This is a genomic window from Sphingobium cupriresistens (assembly GCF_004152865.1).
Taxonomy (GTDB): Bacteria; Pseudomonadota; Alphaproteobacteria; order Sphingomonadales; family Sphingomonadaceae; genus Sphingobium; species Sphingobium cupriresistens.
Genome location: NZ_SEOO01000010.1, coordinates 17,393 through 38,679 on the forward strand (window position 1 = coordinate 17,393; position 21,287 = coordinate 38,679).

Below are 21,287 nucleotides of genomic sequence, written 5' to 3' on the forward strand. Positions count from 1 at the left end.
TTCAGGTGCGGGCCTGCATCGCGCCAAAGCAGGCGCGCAATTCTGCGGCGAACAGGTCAGGCTGCTCGAACGCGGCAAAATGGCCACCGACGGGCAGCTCGTTCCAATGGACCAGATCGGGATAGCTGCGTTCCGCCCAGCGGCGCGACGGGCGGAAGATTTCCTGTGCGAAGATGCTGACGCCGACCGGCAGGTCGAGTCGCTGCGCCTTGAATGCGCCAGCGCTTTCCCAATAGAGTCTCCCCGATGACGCGGCACTGTTGGTCAGCCAGTAGAGGTTGATGATGTCCAGCATCTCGTCGCGGGACAGCGCGTCCTCTGCCGCACCTTCATTATCGGTCCACGCCTGGAACTTCTCGTAAATCCAGGCTGCCTGCCCGACCGGGGAATCGGCCAGAGCGTAACCGATCGTCTGCGGCCTTGTCCCTTGCAGCTTGGCGTAGCCGGCATCATGGTCCTGATAATATTGCATCCGCTCGACCGTCCTGGCCTCGGCGGGGGTCAGGTCGGCAAAGTCGCCAGCTTCGGGAAAGACAAGCGGCATGTTGAGGTGGATGCCCGCCAGTTCCGGGGGCGCGGCCATGGCGATGGCGGTCGTGACCGCCGCGCCCCAATCGCCGCCTTGTGCAAAGAAGCGATCATAGCCCAGCCGCCGCATCAGGGTGATCCAGGCATCGGCGATCTTTTCGACGCCCCATCCAGTCGCGGCGGGTTTGTCGGAAAAACCATAGCCGGGCAGCGAGGGGATGACGAGGTGGAAGGCGGGCGCGTCGGGCGCAGGGTTGCTGAGTGGCCCGATGACCTTCATGAATTCCAGCACCGATCCGGGCCAGCCATGAGTCAGGATCAGCGGCACGGCATCGGGACGGGGGCTGCGCACATGCAGGAAGTGGATCGACAGACCGTCGATCTGTGTCATGAACTGGGGCAGGGCGTTGAGCGCCGCTTCGCACCGCCGCCAGTCATAGCCATTGGCCCAATAGGCGCACAGGTCGCGCATCGCGGCGATCGGCGCGCCCTGGCTCCAGTCCGTAACCGTCTCCGTCGCGGGCCAGCGCGTGTTGCTGATACGCTGGTGCAGATCGTCTAACGCATCCTGCGGCACGGCGACGGTAAAGGGCGTGATGGAATCCGACATGGCGCTTTCCCCTGATCGTTAGAAGGTGACGCCCAGCGCTTCGACCGTTCGCAGATCCTCGCCAGCGACGAAGATGCGCTCGACGATGTGCATCCCCTTCTGGCCCCACTCGTCCATATTCGCGATCCACGCCTGCATCGCATAGGGCGGCCACCGGCGATAATATTCCCACAATGTCTCATCGTCCGGCACATTTTGCGCCCCGGTTTCGACCAGGCAGCGGCGATAATGGCGCAACAGGTCGCGTTCGTTTGCGCGTCGCTCTTCGATCGTCAGCGCGCCCAGAACGAAATAGGTGAAGTCGCGGATCGGCCGCCCCTTGCGCACCAGTTGCCAGTCGAGCCATACGCGCTCGCCATCGGGGCGCAGATAGCTGTTGCCCTGATGGCTATCACCATGGACCAAGCACCATGGACCCTGTTCCTTATGCTGCGCAAAGTCAATTAGCGCGTCGAACACGGTATGCAGGCGAGACAGGTCGCCCTTGATCCAGCCGGGCAGGAATGCCTGATATTCCGGCTTTACGTGGTTCTTCTCGGCAAAGCTATACATCATGTGCAGTTGCTGCGCGTCCACCGGCGTCTCCATCGATACGGGCAGCCAGTCGGCTGCGTGCAGCACCGGGCTGTCCCAGAAGGCGCCATGGATTTTCGCCAGGCTGGCGACGGCGCGTGCGGCTTCCTCCACCCCCATATGGTCGGTGGAGACGCCGAAATGGCCGCCCTCGATCGACAAATCCTCCATCACGACCAGTCCCTGCCCGCTATCCTCGCGCGGATCCCACGCCTCGAAGAAGGAACGGGGCGCGGGGAAGGCGACGAGACGGCGAAAATCCTCGTAGAAGCGGGCTTCCAGCCGGCAGATGCCCTGGCTTTCGAACTGCGCCCAATTGGCTTTCAGGCAGACATTTTCTGGGATGCCCGCCGCCCTGCCGACATCGTTGAGCGTCAGCTTCACCTGATATTTGGTCGTGTGACTATTGCGCAGGAAAACCTGTTCCATATCCTCGACGACAATGCCGGGATAGCGCGACTGCATGATTTGCGTCAGCCAGTCGGCAGTCACATCGTCCAGCCGGGCGGGGATGCCGACCGGATTTGCGAGACTTGTCATGGCATCATCCCTTATTTCATTTTCTTGAGTTCGCGCAGCGCGCGGTTGGCCGCAATGCGGCCGGCAATGCCCGACACGCCGCCACCCGGATGCGCGCCCGCGCCGCCGATCAGAAATCCGGGGAAGGGCGGCTTGGGACCGCCAAAGCCGGTGGCAGGGCGATGCACGCCCGACCGCAGCGCGCCGAAATCGATATGGGTGACGCAGCCATTGGTGACGTTCAGCCGCTTTTCCCGCTCCCGCGCGGTTTCGACGAAGCGCCCTACTTCGGTGTCCAGTCCGTCATAATATTCGCCCAGATGGTTGATGATCGAGGACATGGTCTTGTCCTTGAGTGCCGGCGACCAGCCCTCGCGGGCATCCACCGCCATGCCCGGCAGATAGACATAGGCCAGCGATCCGCCCGGCGGCGCCTGCGTCGGGTCGCTGTTCGACAGCGGGCTGAGCGACATGGCGTGCCGGTCGGGAATGTCGCCGCGCCGCGCGGTGGCGAAGGATTCGCGCACTTCTTCGGGGGTGCCGATCAGGCCGACCGCCTTGTTCAGGTCCGCATCGTCATGCCGCAAATCCTGATGCTTCTTCAATGTGAGCGGTCCCGACATGGCGATATTGGCCAGGAACGGCGCGGCGTTCGAGCGATTGGCTGGCGCATGTTCGATCCGCTGCATCAATGTGCGATCGACCCCGCCCGGCGTCGTCAGGCGCATGGCGGTGCGCGGGTCGCAGGTGGCGATGACCATCTTGGCGCGGATTACCCGGCCATCCTCCAGCCGCACGCCCTTGGCCGCACCATCATCGACGATGATTTCGGCGACGGGGGCGTTAAGCTGTATCGTCGCGCCGGACGCTTCGATGCTGCGCGCCAGCGCGTCGGAAAAGGACTGGAGCGACCCGATCGGTTTGCCGGTCCCATATTTATGGGTGACGGCAAAGATCATATAGGCCGCTGCATTGCCATCATCATCGACTGGCCCGGCACCTGCCGCGATGCCCAGCAGCAGGGCGATGGTGGCGGGATGTTCGAACCGTTCGCACGCGACCTGATCGGCGGTCGCTTTCGACATGGCGACCAGTTCATCCTTCAACCGTACGTTGCGCACGGCGCTGCCGATCATCTTGGACAGGTTCTTCATGTCCGGGCGACCCGGTTCCGCCATCATCATCGGAAAACCGATGTCCATCATGACGTTCAGCGTCTCCATGAACTTTAGATAGGCCTTGCCGTCATTGCGGCTGATCCGGGCTATATCCTCGGCCGTGCGTTTGTAATCGTAGAATAAAGCGATGGAACTGCCATCGGGGTGCAGATAGGCATAGGTCGGATCGGGATCGACGGTCTTGAGGCCATATTTGGCCAGCTCGAAATCCTCGATTATGCCCGATTTGCGCGCGAACAGCAGTTCCACCGCGCAGGGCGTGACCAGATGTTCGGGCGCTTCCGGGATCATATAGCCCGAACTGGTCATCCCTCCGACCTTCGCCATGCGTTCGACCACGACGACCTTCTTGCCCTGGCGCGCCAGATAGCCTGCGGCGGCCATGCCATTATGGCCCGCTCCAATGACGACGACGTCCACCTGATCGGTCATGCTCTCTGTCCTTTGCTGCTTCAGGCAGTGGCGGCGGCGGTATAGGCCTTGCCCCATTCGGCCAGCGCGACCAGGCGCGTCTTGCGATCGGCTTGAATCTGGGGAATTTTTGCTTCGTCCGGCCCGTCCGGCACAATCACCAGCGGTTCCTTGCCCAAGCTGGCCAGCGCCAATGCGCACACGTCGGAGGGATCATAGGCGATGCTATAGTCCATCCCCAGCCCTTCGGTCGCGCGGCGCAAGGTCGGCGTGTCCATGATCGGCGCGGCGACGCCGACAATGTCGATATTCTGGCCATCCAGCTCGGCCCAGAGCGACTCGACGAAATTCAGTTCGAACGCCTTGGTGGCCGAATACATGACAAGCCAGGGCTGTCCGCCTAGGCCAGCGCCGGACGACATGATGATGACGCCGCCTTTGCCCCGCGCCAGGAAGCGATTGCCAAAGCCATGGACCGCCTCCAGCACATTGGCGGCATTCATGGTCAGCAGCCGCAGCGACCGTTCCACCGGCGCGCCAAAGAAGCTGTTGCCCGCGCCGTCCGCACCAGCGTTGGAGATATAAAGGCCAATGTCGAGATCGGCGGTCGCTTCGACCAGGCGCCCGCCCGCGCCGGCTTCGGTAAGGTCGGCCGCAATCGCCCGAAATACGATGCCATGGTCGTTGGCAAGCTGCTGGCCCAGCGCTTCGAGCGCAGGCAGACGGCGGGATACCAGCACAAGATTGATGCCCATTGCTGCTAACTGCTGCGCATAACAGGCGCCCGTTCCCTCAGACGCTCCGGCGATGATGGCCCAGGGACCATAGGATGCGGCAAAGGCAGCGGAATCGAAAGCGGGCAGGTCGATTTTACGCATCGGGTATCAGTCCTCTCTTGGCGCCGGCCATTTTGCGGCCTTTCACGGCTTTGGCGGAACACTATAAGGCGAATGTCTTCGCGCGGCCTATCGTGCGGAAGGGCGGTCGCTATGCCGCTTAGGAATCCAGCGGCGTCCAGCAAGGCGTGCCCGCCTTTTCCATCGGCCCGCATTGCGACACGCGCGTCGTCCCATTGTTCGCGATCAGGATCATCCAGTCGCCCGTGTCGCCGCAACCGATCGCCCATACCGCGTTGGCGCCGATGTCGCCGCGAAACAGCGACCGATTCGTCGATGTGCAGACCTCGCCCGCATCGTGCATCAGCTTAGCAAAGGCCTGCGTGCGTCCCGCCGCGTCTCTCGCCTCTATGGCGTTGCTGTGCCTGTTGCGGCTGCTGCCGGTGCGATGCGCTTCGGCAATGGCGATCGACAGCCCCAGCGTGGCGGCGATCATTCCGGTGGGCACCAGCGTCCATAATAAGGCGCGGCGCAGATCGCTGCCGCTATGACCGCACGCGATGCAGCCTTTTCCAAAACCGTTGATCGGCGCGCGGCATTTCGGGCAATTCATGATCTTGCCCTATCGCGCACCTCTTTGTGCGGGCCCTACCAACCGACAGGCGCAAGCGCGAAGGCGCAGCATAATTCTATAGACTATGGAATCGTTTCTGAACCAGCCCGATATGCGCCCGCTTCCGGTCCCGACCGCCTCCTTCGCCAGCGCGCCATTGCGATCTCCCTCGACATTGCGGCAGGCGGTGGTTGATCGCCTGCGTGACGCCATCGTGTCTGGCGCCCTATCGCCGGGCACTTTACTGCGTGAAACCGCGCTGGCCGCCAGCCTGAACGTCAGCGCCACGCCGATCCGCGAAGCGCTTGGCACGCTGGCGTCCGAAGGGCTGGTTGAGATCGAGGCGCACCGATTGAAGCGCGTGACGCCGATCGATTTTCCCGCGACGCGCGATCTGCTGCGCGTGCAATGGGAATTGTGGAGATTGGGCTATGCCTGGGGGATGAGCAGCATCGGTGTCGAACAAAATGCGCTGCTCGATCAGGCGATCCTTCGCTATCGCACGGCGCTCGACACCGGGGACCATGCCGGAGCGATCGCGGCGGGCCTTGATTTTCATACCATCTTTATCACAGCATCGGCGAACCGGGAATTGCTGCGCTCCACGCTCGACCGGCGCGGGTTGATCGCGCGCTTCATCCTGCTGCACGGCTTGCAAACCCTGACGACCATCGGCTTGGCCCAGCATCAGGCGATTCTGACCGCATTCAGGGCCGGCGATCATCCCTGCGTAATCGCCTGCCTTGACCATATGGCCACACGCCTGATCGCCATCGCGCAGGCGGGCTGTTCACCGTCAATCGCTCATCAGACCTTATAAAAGAAGAGACACAGGACATGGATTTCGAACTGCCAGAAGAATATCGGTCTTTTCAGGACATGGTGCGCCGCTGGGTCGACAAGGAAGTGCCGAAGGAGTGGGCGCGCGCACTGGAAAAGGACGAACATAATTATCCATTCGCTCTGTGGGATAAATTCACCCAGGCGGGATTCCATGGCATCGGCATTGCGGAAGAATATGACGGGCAGGGTGGCGATGTCGTCATGCAGATGCTGCTGGCGCGCGAACTTGCCCGCTCGCTGGGCGGTCTCGCCTGGATATGGGGCATCACCAGCTTTGCCGGGTCGAAGTCGATCGGCCTCTATGGGTCACCCGAACAAAAGGCGAAATATCTTCCGCTGATCGCGACCGGCCAGTTGAAGGCGGCGATCGCCTTTACCGAACCGGGTGGCGGCACCGACTTGCTGGGCGGAATGACTACCACCGCCGATCGGGTCGAGGGCGGCTGGAAACTGAATGGGGAAAAAATATGGTCCTCCTCCGCCCATGTCGCCGACTATCTGCTGGTGATCGCGCGGAGCGACAAGGAGACGGAAAAGAAACATCAGGGCCTGACCCTGTTCTGGGTGCCGACCAGGACGGCAGGCGTGAAGATCACCCCGCTGGCCAAATTGGGTATGCGCTCGATGGGCAGTTGCTCGGTGCATTTCGAGGACGCCTTCGTTGCGGACGAACAGGTGCTGGGGGCGCCGCACAAGGCCTGGTACATGCTGCTGCCCACGCTCAACAATGAACGCATCATGGTCGGCGCCTTCTGCTTGGGCGTCATCGACGGGGTGCTGGAGGATGCGCTTGATTATATGAAGCAGCGCAAGGCGTTTGGCGGGATCATCGGCCGTTTCCAGAGCTTGCAACATTATGTCGCCGACATCGCGACCATGCAGAAGACCACCGAACTGATGCTGCATTTCTGTGCTGATAAGCAGGCGCGCGGCGAAAATGTCGGGGTCGAGGCCAATATGCTCAAACTCATGGCGTCGGAAAATGCCAATGCGGCCGCCGATCGTGGCATACAGATCATGGGCGGCATGGGCTATTCCGCGGAAACCGACATGCAGCGCTACTGGCGCGATAGCCGTCTGTGGCGGATCGGTCCGATCACCAATGAAATGGTCCGCAACGGCATCGCCGAAAGCCTGGGGCTGCCCCGTTCATTCTGAAAGACGCGTCAAAAGGCGTGCAGCCTCTCTGTCGACCAAGGAAAGAGAAGATCATGATGTTTCCGCCCCAGCCCATTCCCGATCATGTGCCGGCCGATCTGGTCAAACCCGATTTTCCCTTCATCTTTGGCATGACGACCGATCGCGATCCGTTCGACGACATGGCGATGGCAGTGCATGACGGCCCGGATATCATCTATGCGCCGCACGCCTATCCGGGCGGAACTGCCGCCTGGGTGCCCCGGCGGATGGCGCATATGCGCGCCATCTATCTGGACACGCAACATTTCTCTTCGACGGACTTTTCGCCTTTTTCCAAACTGGTCGGCGGCAATTGGATCAATTCGCCCGCCGAACTGGACCCGCCGGCCCATGGTCCCTTCCGCCAGATGGTCAACCCCGCCTTCACGCCAAAGGCCATGGCCGCGCTGGAGGGGAAAATCCGCCAATATGCGGTCGAATATATCGACGCCTTCGCCGGCAAAGGCGAATGTGAGTTCATGGCCGATTTCGCGTTCGAATTTCCGATCAAGGTGTTCATGGACCTGATGGGCCTGCCTCATGACCGGGTGGCCGAGTTCATGGAGTGGGAAATGAACCTTCTCCACAATCACGACCTTTCGAAAATCGCCGAGGCGACCCGCAATGTGCTGGATTATCTGGGTGGTGAAATCGCAGACCGACGCGCCAATCCGCGCGACGATCTCATCAGCTTCGGGGTGCAGGGCCGGATCGGCGATCGGCCGCTGACGCAGGATGAATTGCTGGGCTTCATGTTCAACCTTTTCATTGGCGGGCTGGATACCGTATCCACCAATATGGGGCTGCATTTCCGCCATCTGGGCAGCGCGATGGACGATCAGGCCTATTTGCGCGCCAACCCGTCCGAAATCCCGCACGCGATTGATGAATTGATGCGAGCCTATGGCGCGGTGACGACCTTCCGCACCTGCATCAAGGCAACCGAGGTCGGCGGCGTGCGCTTCATGCCGGGGGAAAAGGTGGCAATGTCGACCACGCTTGCGGGCCGCGATCCGGCCGAATTCGATGCGCCTGCCGAAGTAAGGCTGGACCGCAAACCGCGCCATGTCGGCTTTGGCTTTGGCATACATACCTGTGTCGGGATGCACCTGGCGCGGCGGGAATTGCGGATCGCGATGGAGGAGTTTCTGGCCCGCATCCCGCAATTCCGCATCGCGCCGGGGCACAAGGTCGAATGTCATCTCGGTATGATCCAGCCGGTCGCGCTGCCGCTGGTCTGGACGCCTGCCGCCTGATCGCAAGGGGGCGTTCGTTTCGTGGCGGCGCCCCTACAGGTCGAGGCAGGCGGTGTTGAAATCCAGGCGTGGGTTACGCGGATGCAGTGCTTCGGGTCGGCCATAGCCGATGTTGCACAGGAAATTGGCCTGCCACCGCCCATCGGGGAAAAATTCGCCATCCACGCCCGCCGCGTCGAAGCCCGACATCGGCCCGCAATCCAGCCCCATCGCCCGCGCCGCCATGATAAGGTACGCGCCCTGCAATGTCGAAGATCGCGCAACCGTATCGACGATCAGCGCCTCGTTCCCCTCGAACACGCTCCGCATGTCGCGTGAAGGGAACAGGGTGTCATATTTCTCGTAAAATCGCGTATCGCCCGCGATGATGACTGTACAAGGCGCCTGCGTCACCTTGTCGACATTGCCTGGATTGATGTGGGGCATCAGCCGCGCCTTCGCCTGCGCCGAACGGATGAACACAAACCGCCCGGGACAACTATTGGCCGTCGTCGGTCCCCATTTCGCCAGATCATACAGCGCGCGCACCATCTCTCCGGTGACGGGACGGTCGGTCCAGCCATTATGGGTACGCGCTTGCCGAAAGAGGCGATCCAACATGTCGTCGCATGATGCGTCTGTCTGCGCCATGCAGGCTCCGTCGAAAAAACCGGGCCGTCCGTTTGCTTGGCGGACGGCCCGAAAAATCAATAGGCGCCCGGCGGCGAAATCGGATCGGCCCCGGTGGTGGCGCGGCCATAAATTTCATAGCCAATGGTTGGAATATTCTGGATATGCCGGGTCGCCATCGACACGTCGCGCCAGTAACGGTTGATCGGCTTGTCGAGCGCAAAAGCCGAAGACCCGGCCTGGAACATCAGCGATTCGCTGGCGCCATGGACCAGTTCGATCATCTGCGCGCCCGCGGCCCTGTGCTTGGCCTTCTCCGCAATCGAAAATTCTTCACCCACGCCGATCCGGTCCAGCTTGGCGGTCAGGTCGAACAGGATCAGCTTGGCCGTGTCGATCATCGCGGCGGCCTCGCCCAGGTCGCGCATATAGGCGCCCGAACTGGTGCGCGGGCCGATGATCGTGGTCAACACCGGCTTCTTGGGCGCTTCGGCGGTGACGATTTCCAGCATGGCCTCAACCGCACCGATCAACTGCGCGATGCCGGTCGTGCGGACCACCGGAACGGCGGGCAAAAGGTCGGACGGCGCACCGAAATGGCGCTTTGTCGGGTCGATCTGGCCGGTTCTCTCGGTCATCAGCGCCATTTGCGCGTCGGGAATGAAGACATCCTTGGCAATGGCGGTGTCGGACCCGGTGCCCTGCATCCCGGACACGAACCAGCTGTCCTCGATCGTCATCTGGTCCATGCGCAGATAGCACATATTGATACCAGGCACGACGGGGCCGTCATAATCTTCCAGCACCACGCCCTGCTGCGCCCAGTTCGACTGGCGCGACCCGGACATATAGGGCCATTTGCCGTTGATGATCCAGCCGCCATCGACCTTGCGCGCCTTGCCGGGCGGGTTGTATGCACCGCACACCGTTTGCGCGCCGTCAGCAAATACCGCGTCCTGCACCCCGTCGGGGGCCAGGCTGGTGATCCAGCTGGTGCCGTTGATGATCTGCATGACCCAGCTGATCGCCGGATCGCCCTTCGCGATTTCGATCTGCACACGGCAGAAATCGGTCGGCGACAGTCCCATGCCGCCCAGCCGCTGCGGTAGCAGCAGGCGCAGGAACCCTTCGTCCTTCAGCATCTTGTCGACCGCAGGGGTCGGGCTGCGACGCTTTTCGCCGGCCGGCGCCTCGCTCTGGAGGAAGCTGCGCAGGCCGCGCGCCTTTTCCACCATCGCGTCGGCGACGCTTTTGTCGGCGAAGCCAATCTTCGTGGCGGATTCAAACTTTGCCAAGGTAGCCATCAGTTCATCCTCTCTTGTGTTCGGCATGGTGACCGGCGATCTGCAACGCCCATTCGCACAATCGGTCGGGCGCGCCATTCCAGATGGCCAGCCATTCCGGCGTGGCCGGAATGATGAGCGTACTCAGTTGCAGCCGTACCAGCGTGTCGCAGAAAATATCCCGGTCGAGGCGACTGCCGGTTAACATTTCGAAATGGTCGAGCACCGGGCCGAGCGCCTGTTGCACCGCGGCCTTGTGACGGCCGAAATGACTGCGCAGAAAATTGAGATGAAAGGCCGGCTCGACCTCGAATATGCCGTCGGGCGACCGTTCGATGGTGAAGCGGCCATAGAAGCGCATGACTGCGCGGAACCGCTCTATCGGATCGGCAATATTTTGCCCCGCCTCGACGATCCCCTTTTCGAAGCTGCTGCAAATATATTCGCTGACCGCGGCCAGCACATCCTCCTTGGACGCGAAATAGCGGTACAGCGTGCCGCGCGACACGCCGCTGCTTTCGCTGATGTCGCTCATCGACAGGCGGCGCGCACCGATACTGGCGATCGCGCGCAACGTACCGTCCATGATCTTCTGGACGCTGCCCGATTGATCGATGGCGACGATTTCGCTCCAGTCGGTGTGCGGCATCAGCTTCATGTCTGGGCTTCCATCTCTGACAGATTGTGCGGAACGCTCACATAACCGGGCAGATGCTGTCCGCCATCTACATTGATCAGTTCGCCATTGACGAACCGCGACATTTCCGACGCCAGGAACAGCACGACCGGCCCGATGTCCAGTTCGGGGTCGCCCGCGCGCTTCAACGGATTGCTGGCGGTGGCCATGTCCAGAAAGCCCGGCACATCCTCCACCAGTTGCGCGAATACCTGTCCCATGCCGGTTGGCGCGATCGCGTTGGTGCGGATGTTGAAACGCCCCCATTCCACTGCGGCGCTGCGCGTCAGGCCCATGATCGCGCCCTTGTTCATATTATAATCGGCATGTAGCCACGCCCCGGTCTGCGCGTCGATGGAATAGAAATTGACAATCGACCCGCCGCCGCGCGCCTTCATATGCGGGAAGGCGGCGCGCATCGCCCACCAACTGCCCCAGGTGCCGATTTCCAGCGTGCGCTTGAGCATTTCATCGGTTTTCTGCTCCAGCAGGACATTGTCGGACAGCAGGGACGCGTTGTTGACCAATATGTCGATGCCGCCAAATTCGGCGACCGCACGATCGATCATCGCCTCCACATCGGCCTTGACCCCGACATCGGCGGCCATGCCGACCGCGCGCACGCCAAATTCGGTGCTGATCTCCGCCGCAACCTTTTCCGCCGCGGCCCCGTCGCGCCCGGTGATCAGGACATACGCGCCTTCGCGGGCCAGACAGCGGGATATGCCGTGGCCAAGCCCCTTTGCCCCGCCGGTGACGATCGCAACCTTATCCTGCACCAATCCCGTCACGCTGCCACTCCCGCCAATTGTTCGCTCAGGGCGCGGTCCATATCCATGCGCTCCTGGCAATATTCCTGTGTGAAGACATAACCCCGGACAGCGCCATCGCTGTCGCGAAACAGATATTTCAGGCCCATCGAGTCGTTCGCTGCTTCTTCCCAGTTACCCGCTACGCCCTGCGGCGCTGGGAGCAGCACGACCGGGCAGGCGGTCGTCTTGACCTGCACCGACAAGGGCGGAAAGCGAATGTCGGTCGGCGTGCCAAGCGCGCTGGGCGCGATCGCCCGTGCGGCGGCCATGATCGGGGTGACATAGGCAGCCAGCCCGCTAGGATATTCGGCGCAATCCCCAATCGCGAAAATGTCCGGGTCGCTGGTGCGGCCAGTCTGATCGACACGGATGCCCCGTCCCACGTCCAGCCCGGCGTCCTGCGCCAGTTGCACATTGGGGCGCAGGCCAATGGCAGACAGCACCGCTGCCGCCTCGATCTCCATGCCATCGTCCAGCTCGGCGCGGATGCCGCCATCTGTCTTGTGGATCGCCATCACCTTGCGGCCCAGATGCCACTCCACGCCCTTCTCCGACAGCGCGTCGCGAATGCTGGCACCGACATCCGCTGGCACAAGTTGCGCCAGCGGATGTCCCAGCATGTCGACCACCACCGGACGATAGCCCGTCGCGGCCAGATCATTGGCAAATTCGGTGCCGACCAGCCCGCTGCCCATAATCAGCACCCGCGCGCCATCGGGCAACTTTTCGCGAAAATCGCGATAATGGTCGAGGCTGTTCACCGCCATCGCCCGGTGCGCGGCATCGCCGTCGATCGGCGGTCGGATCGGCTCAGCCCCCAGCGCCAGCACCAGCCGATCGTAGAAGATCGGCCCGCCGGTGGTCAGAACGGCCTTGTCCTGCCGGTCGATCGCCTCGACAACCCGGCCGGCGCGCAGGTCCAGCTTCAACTGCGTCGACATTTTCCCCGCAGCCGTGGTGACTAGCGTATCGGCAACCTTGCCCTTGGCCAGCGCGGTGGACAAAGCGGGCTTGGAATAGAAGTGCCCGTCATCCTGCGTCACCAAGGTAAGCCGGGCGTCCGGCGCCAGTTTGCGCAACTCGCGCAGGACCCCATAGCCGGCCAAGCCGCTGCCGATCACCACGATATGCGGGGAGCCTGTCACCTGCCCAACTCCGTCAGAGGAAGATCGCGAAGTTGGACATGCCCAACGTCGATTGATCGACGATGATCTCGCGCACGGCCAGCTTGTACACGCCATCGACCAGTCGCCACACGTCCCGCCGTTCCGCCGTGATCGACTCGTTTTCCGGGTTATCGAACCGGCTGCGCTCTACATAAAGATAGCTCACAACTTCATATTCGCCCGCCGTGTCGCACTGTGCGACACGGACATTGGTAACGAAACGGCGGGTTCGCGACGGCGGATCTTCCGCCCAGGCGCTTTTCGACAGCCGCCCGGTCCGCATCAGGATCGACGCATAATTTTCGTCAAAATGCTTCATCGTCCGCACGACGTCGCGATCCTTGTTGGGACCGTTGCGGGTCAGGCGCAGCGGCGCGGTATAGACCAGATCCTGCGCCAGATAGGCGACCCAGTCGTCGAACCGGCGCTCGTCCAGCGCCGCCGCTTCATCATACAGGGTTTCGAGCAGGCGGTTATAGACCTCCGACCCCAACGGCACGCGCTGGGTGGATACCAGCCCGCGCATCACGCTGGTCTTGTCGATGGCGGCGGTCGCGTAGTTCACGGTCATGCTATGATCCTCTCGGTTCGCGTCGCTCAGGCGTCGGCCATCAGGTCGTAATAGGCCATCCACCAGGCCCATTGCGTGTCGTCCTTGGTGAAGCCGGGGTAGAGGTCACCGCCACCGACCCAGCCTTCGGGCCGTTCATGACCATGGAGCGCCTGATATTTCAACGTCACGCTCTTGCTCATATGCCCGCGCGCATTGCGCATGATCTGCGGCCAGGTATCGGCATCGTCCTGCTCGATCGTGCCGGACGTGCCGGTGGACCAGATCGCATTTTGGAGCATGTCGCGCTTCACATCTTCAGGCGCGTCCTTTTCGGCGAAGATGAAATTGACGAACTCCACCTTGTCCGGTCCCTTGGGCACATAAGTGTGGAGCGAAAGAGCACCCGACGCGCCGCCATCCATACGCGGCGCGAAGATGAAGGCGATCAGGATGTTGGGGAACATGCCGCCGACCTGGGGCGGGATGGTCGCCAGCTGGTTGACCTGATCCTCGGTAAGGTTCCTGAACAGCTGGGGGATCATCTCCTTGGTGACACCCGGCGGGGTCAGCAGGTTCAGCCGCTCTTCGGTCGTCTTGCCCTCGAAGCTGATGTCGGCGAACATCTTGAACGTCTGCGCCGCTTCCAGGCAACGCAGCGTATGCCCCTGCGGCACCGAAATATCGACGCCATACATGCCCGGCGCAGTGTCGTAGATCGACTCGGCGGTGCCGCCCATGATGCCGCCTTCCATCAGCGAACGGTGCAGCGTCAGCGTATGGAAGCCGTCCGAACCGGACTGTTCGCCGGGGATCTTCCAGTTGCACGGCAGCACGAAGCGCTGCGGGGGGCCGAGCATTTCAAGGCCATTGTCGGTGCGGCAGAAAAGCTGGTCGAGATAGAATTTGGCGTCGCCCAGATAGTCCTCGAACGAGAGATCCTTGCTCCATGTCGCAAAGATCAGACCGCCATAAAGATGCACGCGCGCCTTTTTCAGGCCCAGTTCGTCCTTGCTATGCTTGTTGCCGTGCATCTGCTCCTTTTCGATCGGCGCGCCGATGAAGCTGCCGTCGGAACGGAAGGCCCAGCCGTGATAGATGCAGCGATGCGCGGCGGCGTTGCCCGCCTCGGCGGTGCACACCTTCATCCCGCGATGCGGACAGACGTTGAGCATGACATGCACTTCGCCGTCGCGTGCCCGCGACACGATCACATTATCCTCGGCCATGTCGCGCATGACATAGTCGCCCGCCTTGGGAATTTCCGATTCATGGCCCAGCAACAGCCAGGTGCGCGCAAAGATGCGCTCCATTTCCAGTTCGTACAGTTCCTTGTCGTTCATCACGCGCAGCGACACTTCGTTCATGTCGCGGTTGATGAGGTCGTCGAGCGTGGTTCCATCGCCCAGAGTCAACCCGGCCTTGTGTAGCATCTTCCTCTCCTTGGAAAATCCATCGTGAGTCGCTTTATACATATTGAACTAAATCTGTTCAAGTTGTAATGTTGCGTCACAAGGAGAGGATGATGAGCCAGAAGTTGAAGATCGTAATCGATAAGGCAGCCTGCTGTGGCTATGGCGTGTGCGCCGAAATATGCCCCGACGTGTACAAGCTGGATGCGAACGGCATTGTCTATGTCGATGACGCCATTGTGCCCGAAGGCATGGAAGACCTCGCCCGCGAAGGCGCGGAAGCCTGTCCCCAAGCGGCATTGGCAGTGGTCGACGCCTGATCGGCTGCTCCTTCTTTCCGGTGCGGAAAGGCTCTGCCTGTTCCGCGCCCAACGAACCTGTCCATGGGTAGGTCCGTTGGCGTTCGCCCCTGTTGCACCCAGCGCGGAACAGGCGATCGGCAAGGGAGAGTGAAATGACGACTGGCGACAGGGACAAGCTCTTTACCCCTTTCGAAACGGCGGGCCTGCGCCTGCGCAATCGCTTCGTCATGGCTCCCATGACGCGCAATTTCGCGCCCGACGGCATCCCGTCCGATGGCGTCGCATCCTATTATGCGCGCCGCGCCGCCGCCGATGTCGGGTTGATCGTGACCGAAGGCATTGGGGTCGATCATCTCGCTGCGCTGGGACGCGAATCGATGGGCGGCGGCGCTTCGCCGGTGCTGCATGGTGACGCTGCGCTGACGCGCTGGCGTGACATCGTGACGGGCGTCCATGCGGCAGGCGGTTTGATCGTGCCGCAACTCTGGCATCAGGGCGTCATCCGGGTGCCGGGCACCGGCTACCATCCGCAAGCGCCCTCGGCCCGGCCATCGGGTATCTGGGGACCGACCGACAAGGCCATGGTGCCCCCCGATTATCTGGCGGCCGTGCGTGATCCTTCGACACCGCTGACCGACAGCGAAATCGGCGACATCATTGCTGCGTTCGCCCGCAGCGCGGCCAACGCCCGCGCCGTCGGCTTCGATGGCATCGCGCTGCATGGCGCGCATGGTTATCTGATCGACAGCTTTCTGTGGGGCCATACGAACATGCGGGATGATCGCTGGGGCGGCGATGCGGCCGCCCGTGCTCTTTTTGCTGCCGAAGTCGTCCGCGCCGTCCGGGCCGCGACCGCGCCCGATTTCCCGATCATCTTTCGCTTCTCCCAATGGAAATTGCAGGATTACGACGCCCGCAGCGCCCAGACGCCCGATGAACTGGCCGCAATGCTGGCTCCCATTGCGGACGGCGGTGTCGACATTTTCGACGCCAGCACGCGCCTTTTTTCCACTCCCGCGTTCGAAGGGTCGGATATGGGTCTTGCCGGATGGATCAAGCGGCTGACCGGCAAGCCGGTCATCGCGGTCGGCGGCGTCGGCCTCAGCAAGGATCTGCAATCCTCCTTCGCCCAGCCCACGGTGATGACCGACAATCTGGCGCTGGTGGCGGACCGCATCGCGCAGGGCGAGTTCGACCTGATCGCCGTCGGTCGCGCGCTGCTCATGGACCCTTTATGGGTCCGCAAGATGCGCGACGGCGGCGCGCCCGATCCGTTCCGGTTGGAGGCATACGCCACGCTGGACTAATGCGAATCGGCGGCGGCATAGACCTGTATCCGCGCCATATTGGTGCGGTCGGGTTGCTCCGCCATATAGCGTACGGCGTCAGCGACGTCGCCCGGCTGCATCGCGGGGATGAAGCTGTCCCAGGCAGGCTGGCCGCGCGCCTTCATATCCTCGAAAATTTCGGTGCTGGTCGTTCCCGGCGCGACGATGCCGACTTTGACGCCGCTGCCAGCCAGTTCGACGCGCAGGCAATCGGTAAAAGCCTCCAGCGCGCGCTTCAGCCCGCCATAGACGCCCACGCCCGGCGCGGTTATGTTGGCCCCGATGCTGGATATGTTGATGATCTGGCCGGTCCCGGCCGCTTTCATGGAACGCGCGAACAAGGTGCTGGTCCGCACGACGGCCTCGTAATTCAGCGCGATCATCGGGCGCAACTGGTCCAGATCGAACTGTTCGACCGGCGCAGCATGAAGGATGCCGGCATTGTTCACAAGGATGTCTGCGCGCCCGAACCGCCCCATCACCTCATCATGCAGCCGCTGCGGGGCGAGCGGATCGGCCATGTCGTCGGCGAAGGGCAGCGCATCACCACCCAACTCCGCCGCCAGCGCCGCCAGCCGATCAGCCCTGCGCGCGACCAGCACTAGCGTTGCGCCCGCCGCCGACAGGGCATGGGCGGTCGCCGCGCCGATGCCCGACGATGCGCCCGTCACGATCGCGATCCTGCCAGCCAGCTTGCTCATTGCTTCACTCCATTTGGTCCAGGGGGTTCAGACGAGGCGGATCAGCCGCTTGCCATCATTTTCGCCGCGATACAGTCCCGCCAGAGCGTCCGGGCAAGCGACGATCCCGTCCAATATTTCCTCCCGCCAAGTCAGTTGCCCCTGCGCGATCCATGCCCGCAATTGCGCGACGGCATCACCATAGCGGTCCATATGGTCAAAGATGACGAAGCCCTCCATCCGCGCTCGCTTGACCAGCAGATGCCGTTCGACGCGCGGACCTTGCGGCCAGGGGTTCCAACGGTCGATCGACGCGGTGCCGCACGCGACGACGCGCCCCCGCATGGCCAGATGCGGCAGCACGGCGTCGCTGATCGCGCCTGCGACATTATCGAAATAAATGTCGACACCCTGCGGCGCATGGCGGGCCACTGCCACGCCCACATCTTCCCCGCGATAGTCGATCGCGCTGTCATAGCCGAACTGATCGACGCAGCGGCGCACCTTGTCCGGCCCGCCGGCAATGCCGATCGTCCGGCATCCCATCAGCCGCGCAATCTGACCCACGGCCGATCCGACTGCGCCGGCCGCCGTCGATACCAGTACGGTATCGCCCGCGCGCGGCTGGCCGATCAGCGTCAGCGCCAGAAAGGCTGTGACACCGTTGATCCCCAATATGCCGAGCGACGCACGCATCTCCGGCGCATTGGTTCGCTGCACCACCTGATCGGTCCGAACACGGGTAAAATCCTGCCACCCGAACCATCCCGTCACATAATCGCCGACCTGATAGGCATCGTCACCGGACGCCACCACCTGCCCTGCGGCGAGCGCGCGCATGACCGATCCGATCGCGACCGGCGCGGCATAATTGTCGCTGTCCGCGATCCAGCCACGCATCGCCGGTTCGACCGACAGATAATGGTTGCGCACCAGAATTTCGCCCGGTCCAGGCTGATCGACCCTACTGTGCCGGATCGCGAAATGCTCCGCCTGCGCGATGCCCGCTGGACGGGCGATCAGAATCACCTGACGATTAATGTCATTCATTCAATCCCGCCTTCACCATCGTGAATTTGCGTCGCGCGATCCGCCACCCGTCCGCGGTGCGGATCAGGCAGTCGTCATAAAAGCCTGCCGCGCGATGCGTCACCCCATGTGCCTGATCGGTCAGCACCGCGTCGACATAGCTGCGTGCGACGATTTCATCGTTCCGGCTTTCCACCACGATGTTGGTGATCCGGTGCAACGTCGCGCCCATCTGCCGATGCGCGCTCTCCATATATTCGGTAATCGCGCGCGGGCCGCGCCATCGGCCGAAGCTGCCATAATCCGCCTCGCAATCCTGTGCGAAGCAGGTGCGAAACAACGGCCAGTCGCGCGTGTCGATCCCGGTCGCATAGCGTAGCAGCAAATGATGGATCGCGCGCTCATCATCCGCTGCGAGTGGCGCCCTGCGCGTCAGGCTGCCATGTGCCGCCATAGTCATCCTCCCTTATATCCTGACGGATCATAGGGAAGGGGATGCCGATCTTGCCCGTCGAACGATAGGATCGGCGCCTATCGCGTCATTTCCTGGGCAGGGCATAGGCGACCAACTGATCGCTGGACCCCGACAGCATCGCGCCATGCCCCCCCGCCGCAATCACTATGAATTGACGCCCGCTGGCACTGGACCAATAGCTGCTGGGCGACGCATTGCCACCGGCAGGCAGGCGCGCCTTCCACAGCAACTGTCCGGTCGCCGTATCGAACGCGCGAAACGCATGTTCCTGGGTCGCGCCGATGAAGGTCAGGCCACTGGCCGTCGCCACCGACCCGCCGATATTGGGCACCCCCATCGGGATGGGGACGAGCGTCGGCAGCGCCAGCGGCCCGCTGTCGCGCGAGGTGCCCAAAGTCCGGCTCCACACCATCTTGCCGGTCCTGATGTCGACAGCGTTGATCCGGCCATAGGGCGGCTGCTGACAGGGTATGGCCAATGGCGACAGGAATGGCGCGATCTGCGCTGCATAAGGAACGCCCTGCTGCGCCGCCGGGCCGCCGACATCGCCCATATGCACCGCGTTCATCGGCTTGATGCCGCGCCGGTCGGCCTCCGCGCGTGGGATCAGACGGTTATAATTGCCGACCTGGTTGTTGTTGACGATCATCAGCCCGCGCAGCTTGTCCACCGACACGCCACCCCAGTCGATCCCGCCCAGATAGCCAGGCCAGGTGATCGTGGGATGCTCCGTCGACAGGGGCGTCATGTCACCATCGAATCGCGCCTGCCGAAAACGGATGCGACAGATCGCCTGATCGATCGGGGTCAGTCCCCACATGCCCTTTTCCGTAGGACGCGGCCCGCCAAAGCTGGGCATGGTGGTCGAATAGGGCTGGGTCTTGGCGATTCGTTCACCCGCGACGGCCCCTTGGGGCACGGGGCGCTCCTCGACCGGCAGGATCGGCTTGCCCGTCGCCCGGTCCAGCAGGAAAATCTCGCCCCGCTTGGTCGGCTGGATCAGGCCGCGCACCCCACCGGGCAGATCGACCAGCGTCGGCTGCGCCGGGACGTCATAGTCCCACAGGTCGTGATGGGTGGTCTGGAAAGACCACCGGACCGCGCCGGTCGCGGCGTCCAAGGCAATGACCGAACTGGAAAAGCGGTCGTCATTGGCGGTGCGGTGTCCGCCGAAATAATCGGGCGTGGCATTGCCCGTCGGCGCATAGACCAGCCCCAGCGATTCGTCCGAACTCATCGGCGCCCAGCTGTTCGGCGTGCCAGGGGTGAAGGTCGCGCCGGGCGCGGGCAGGCCGTGATCGTCGGGACGGCCGATATCGAACGCCCAGGCGAAGTCGCCGCTGACCGCATCGAAGGCGCGGATGACGCCCGATGGCTCGCCGATCCTCTGCCCGTCCGTCACCCAACCGCCCAGCACCAGTCGTCCACGCACCAGCGCGGGGGGTGATGTGACGAAATAATAACCCTTGTCCACCGTGCCGAGGCCGGATCTCAGGTCGACTTGGCCCCCGCGTCCGAAGCCGGGACAAGGGCGCCCGGTGGCCGCGTCCAGCGCGATCAGCCGTGCGTCCAGCGTCGCGGTATATATTCGTTCGGCGCATGGGCCGTTCGCCTGCGGCACGCGATAATAAGTGACGCCGCGACAGACCAGGCCATAGACGCCCGCCAGATCGGTCTTGGGATTATGCCGCCACAATTGCCGCCCCGTCTCCGGGTCCAGCGCAATCACGTCATTATTGCCCGCACATAGATAGAGGCGGTTGCCGATCTTGAGCGGGTTGACCTGAAACGCCGTTCCCTGCTTGCCATCGCCCAGCTTCCCGGTGCGGTAGGTCCAGGCTGGTCGCAAATGGCCGACATTGGCCGGGGTGATTTGCGCCAGCGGTGAAAAGCGCGACCCGCCCCGGTCGTTGCCATAAGCGATCCAGTCGCCATCGCCGGCCTGTGCGGGGGGCGGACCCCATAATTCGCTGCGTGGCGCCGGCATCCGATCGGCCCAGAAGGCCAGCCCGACGCCGCCCGCGAGTATCAACGCCAGACCGGGCCACAACAGCCGTGCGCCCGGCAGGGGCTGCATCCTCCCGACATGCCGCCGATAGAAGGGAGTCAGCATATACAGGCCCAGTCCCATCGGCATGGCGATGCGCGGGGCTAACGCCCATCCGTCTGCTCCGACTTCCCACGTCGCCCAGCCCAGATTGGCGGCCAGATACAGCCAGAACAACAGGATCGACACAGACCGCCTGCGCCAGCCCAGCAGCGCGACGGCGACCATCACGATCCCCGACGCAAGATACCATGGCGATCCGCCCAGCAGCAGCAGGCGGCCGCCCAGCCATGCAAGCGATGCGCCCGTAATGGTCAGTGACGATAGGAATGCGATGTTGAGGAAGCGTTGCATCATGGCACCCCGGCGCAG

21 protein-coding genes are annotated in these 21,287 nt (G+C 62.8%); 5 read left to right on the forward strand and 16 right to left on the reverse strand.

Annotated elements, in window-relative coordinates:
* Nucleotide 1 precedes the first annotated feature (1 nt).
* The 5 genes from EWH12_RS07845 to EWH12_RS07865 form a co-directional block, all read right to left on the reverse strand.
* Nucleotides 2-1,138 (reverse strand): epoxide hydrolase family protein, encoded by a 1,137-nt coding sequence (locus EWH12_RS07845; RefSeq protein WP_066607678.1) that lies wholly within the window; start codon nt 1,136-1,138, stop codon nt 2-4.
* A gap of 18 nt (nt 1,139-1,156) precedes the next feature.
* Complete coding sequence (locus EWH12_RS07850) at nt 1,157-2,251, reverse strand: phosphotransferase (protein WP_129926231.1); 1,095 nt, start codon at nt 2,249-2,251, stop codon at nt 1,157-1,159.
* 11 nt (nt 2,252-2,262) lie between these two features.
* The gene (locus EWH12_RS07855; protein WP_129926232.1) at nt 2,263-3,840 is read right to left on the reverse strand and encodes a phytoene desaturase family protein; all 1,578 of its coding nucleotides are present in this window, start codon (nt 3,838-3,840) and stop codon (nt 2,263-2,265) included.
* A gap of 20 nt (nt 3,841-3,860) precedes the next feature.
* A complete protein-coding gene (locus EWH12_RS07860) occupies nt 3,861-4,697 on the reverse strand; it encodes an SDR family NAD(P)-dependent oxidoreductase (protein ID WP_066607700.1) in 837 nt (278 codons plus the stop codon).
* Between the two features lie 118 nt (nt 4,698-4,815).
* The gene (locus EWH12_RS07865) at nt 4,816-5,268 is read right to left on the reverse strand and encodes a hypothetical protein (protein ID WP_242495986.1); all 453 of its coding nucleotides are present in this window, start codon (nt 5,266-5,268) and stop codon (nt 4,816-4,818) included.
* Between the two features lie 112 nt (nt 5,269-5,380).
* Between EWH12_RS07865 and EWH12_RS07870 the strand changes: the two genes are divergently transcribed.
* From EWH12_RS07870 to EWH12_RS07880, 3 genes are read left to right on the forward strand one after another with little or no spacing between them, the layout of a single operon-like run.
* Entirely contained in the window at nt 5,381-6,088 is a 708-nt protein-coding gene (locus EWH12_RS07870; protein WP_129926278.1) for a GntR family transcriptional regulator, read from the forward strand.
* 17 nt (nt 6,089-6,105) lie between these two features.
* On the forward strand, nt 6,106-7,269 hold the full coding sequence (locus tag EWH12_RS07875) for an acyl-CoA dehydrogenase family protein (protein WP_066607703.1): 1,164 nt from the start codon (nt 6,106-6,108) through the stop codon (nt 7,267-7,269).
* 53 nt (nt 7,270-7,322) lie between these two features.
* The gene (locus tag EWH12_RS07880) at nt 7,323-8,546 is read left to right on the forward strand and encodes a cytochrome P450 (RefSeq protein WP_129926233.1); all 1,224 of its coding nucleotides are present in this window, start codon (nt 7,323-7,325) and stop codon (nt 8,544-8,546) included.
* A 33-nt stretch (nt 8,547-8,579) separates the two neighbouring features.
* Here the strand turns inward: EWH12_RS07880 and EWH12_RS07885 are convergent, their stop codons facing one another.
* The 7 genes from EWH12_RS07885 to EWH12_RS07915 are packed head-to-tail and all read right to left on the reverse strand — an operon-like array spanning nt 8,580 to nt 15,075.
* A complete protein-coding gene (locus EWH12_RS07885; RefSeq protein WP_242495987.1) occupies nt 8,580-9,176 on the reverse strand; it encodes a malonic semialdehyde reductase in 597 nt (198 codons plus the stop codon).
* Nucleotides 9,177-9,232: 56 nt separating this feature from the next.
* The gene (locus EWH12_RS07890) at nt 9,233-10,459 is read right to left on the reverse strand and encodes an acyl-CoA dehydrogenase family protein (protein ID WP_201785543.1); all 1,227 of its coding nucleotides are present in this window, start codon (nt 10,457-10,459) and stop codon (nt 9,233-9,235) included.
* 4 nt (nt 10,460-10,463) lie between these two features.
* Entirely contained in the window at nt 10,464-11,096 is a 633-nt protein-coding gene (locus tag EWH12_RS07895) for a TetR/AcrR family transcriptional regulator (protein ID WP_066607712.1), read from the reverse strand.
* Nucleotides 11,093-11,905, reverse strand: coding sequence for an SDR family NAD(P)-dependent oxidoreductase (locus tag EWH12_RS07900; RefSeq protein ID WP_066607714.1), 813 nt, complete (start codon nt 11,903-11,905; stop codon nt 11,093-11,095). The genes EWH12_RS07895 and EWH12_RS07900 overlap by 4 nt, the downstream gene beginning before the upstream one ends.
* The gene (locus tag EWH12_RS07905) at nt 11,902-13,071 is read right to left on the reverse strand and encodes an FAD-dependent oxidoreductase (protein ID WP_129926234.1); all 1,170 of its coding nucleotides are present in this window, start codon (nt 13,069-13,071) and stop codon (nt 11,902-11,904) included. Before EWH12_RS07905 ends, EWH12_RS07900 begins: the two co-directional genes overlap by 4 nt.
* 13 nt (nt 13,072-13,084) lie before the next feature.
* The gene (locus tag EWH12_RS07910; protein ID WP_066607720.1) at nt 13,085-13,663 is read right to left on the reverse strand and encodes a 3-phenylpropionate/cinnamic acid dioxygenase subunit beta; all 579 of its coding nucleotides are present in this window, start codon (nt 13,661-13,663) and stop codon (nt 13,085-13,087) included.
* Nucleotides 13,664-13,689: 26 nt separating this feature from the next.
* Nucleotides 13,690-15,075, reverse strand: a complete 1,386-nt coding sequence (locus EWH12_RS07915; RefSeq protein WP_066607723.1) for an aromatic ring-hydroxylating dioxygenase subunit alpha — start codon at nt 15,073-15,075, stop codon at nt 13,690-13,692.
* Nucleotides 15,076-15,167: 92 nt separating this feature from the next.
* Between EWH12_RS07915 and EWH12_RS07920 the strand changes: the two genes are divergently transcribed.
* Together EWH12_RS07920 and EWH12_RS07925 are read left to right on the forward strand one after the other, a co-directional pair.
* Nucleotides 15,168-15,374 (forward strand): ferredoxin, encoded by a 207-nt coding sequence (locus EWH12_RS07920; protein ID WP_066608671.1) that lies wholly within the window; start codon nt 15,168-15,170, stop codon nt 15,372-15,374.
* Nucleotides 15,375-15,508: 134 nt separating this feature from the next.
* Nucleotides 15,509-16,663 carry an oxidoreductase gene (locus EWH12_RS07925; RefSeq protein ID WP_129926235.1) on the forward strand — a complete coding sequence of 385 codons (1,155 nt, stop codon included), beginning with the start codon at nt 15,509-15,511 and terminating at the stop codon, nt 16,661-16,663.
* Here EWH12_RS07925 and EWH12_RS07930 read toward each other — a convergent pair.
* The 4 genes from EWH12_RS07930 to EWH12_RS07945 all read right to left on the reverse strand — a co-directional run bounded on the left by EWH12_RS07930 (nt 16,660) and on the right by EWH12_RS07945 (nt 21,269).
* The gene (locus EWH12_RS07930) at nt 16,660-17,385 is read right to left on the reverse strand and encodes an SDR family oxidoreductase (RefSeq protein WP_129926236.1); all 726 of its coding nucleotides are present in this window, start codon (nt 17,383-17,385) and stop codon (nt 16,660-16,662) included. The genes EWH12_RS07925 and EWH12_RS07930 overlap by 4 nt on opposite strands.
* A gap of 27 nt (nt 17,386-17,412) precedes the next feature.
* Nucleotides 17,413-18,414: an NADP-dependent oxidoreductase gene (locus tag EWH12_RS07935; protein ID WP_129926237.1), complete on the reverse strand. Its 1,002-nt coding sequence runs from the start codon at nt 18,412-18,414 to the stop codon at nt 17,413-17,415.
* Complete coding sequence (locus tag EWH12_RS07940; RefSeq protein ID WP_066607738.1) at nt 18,407-18,847, reverse strand: nuclear transport factor 2 family protein; 441 nt, start codon at nt 18,845-18,847, stop codon at nt 18,407-18,409. The genes EWH12_RS07935 and EWH12_RS07940 overlap by 8 nt, the downstream gene beginning before the upstream one ends.
* An 85-nt stretch (nt 18,848-18,932) precedes the next feature.
* Complete coding sequence (locus EWH12_RS07945) at nt 18,933-21,269, reverse strand: membrane-bound PQQ-dependent dehydrogenase, glucose/quinate/shikimate family (RefSeq protein WP_066608672.1); 2,337 nt, start codon at nt 21,267-21,269, stop codon at nt 18,933-18,935.
* Nucleotides 21,270-21,287: the final 18 nt, after the last annotated feature.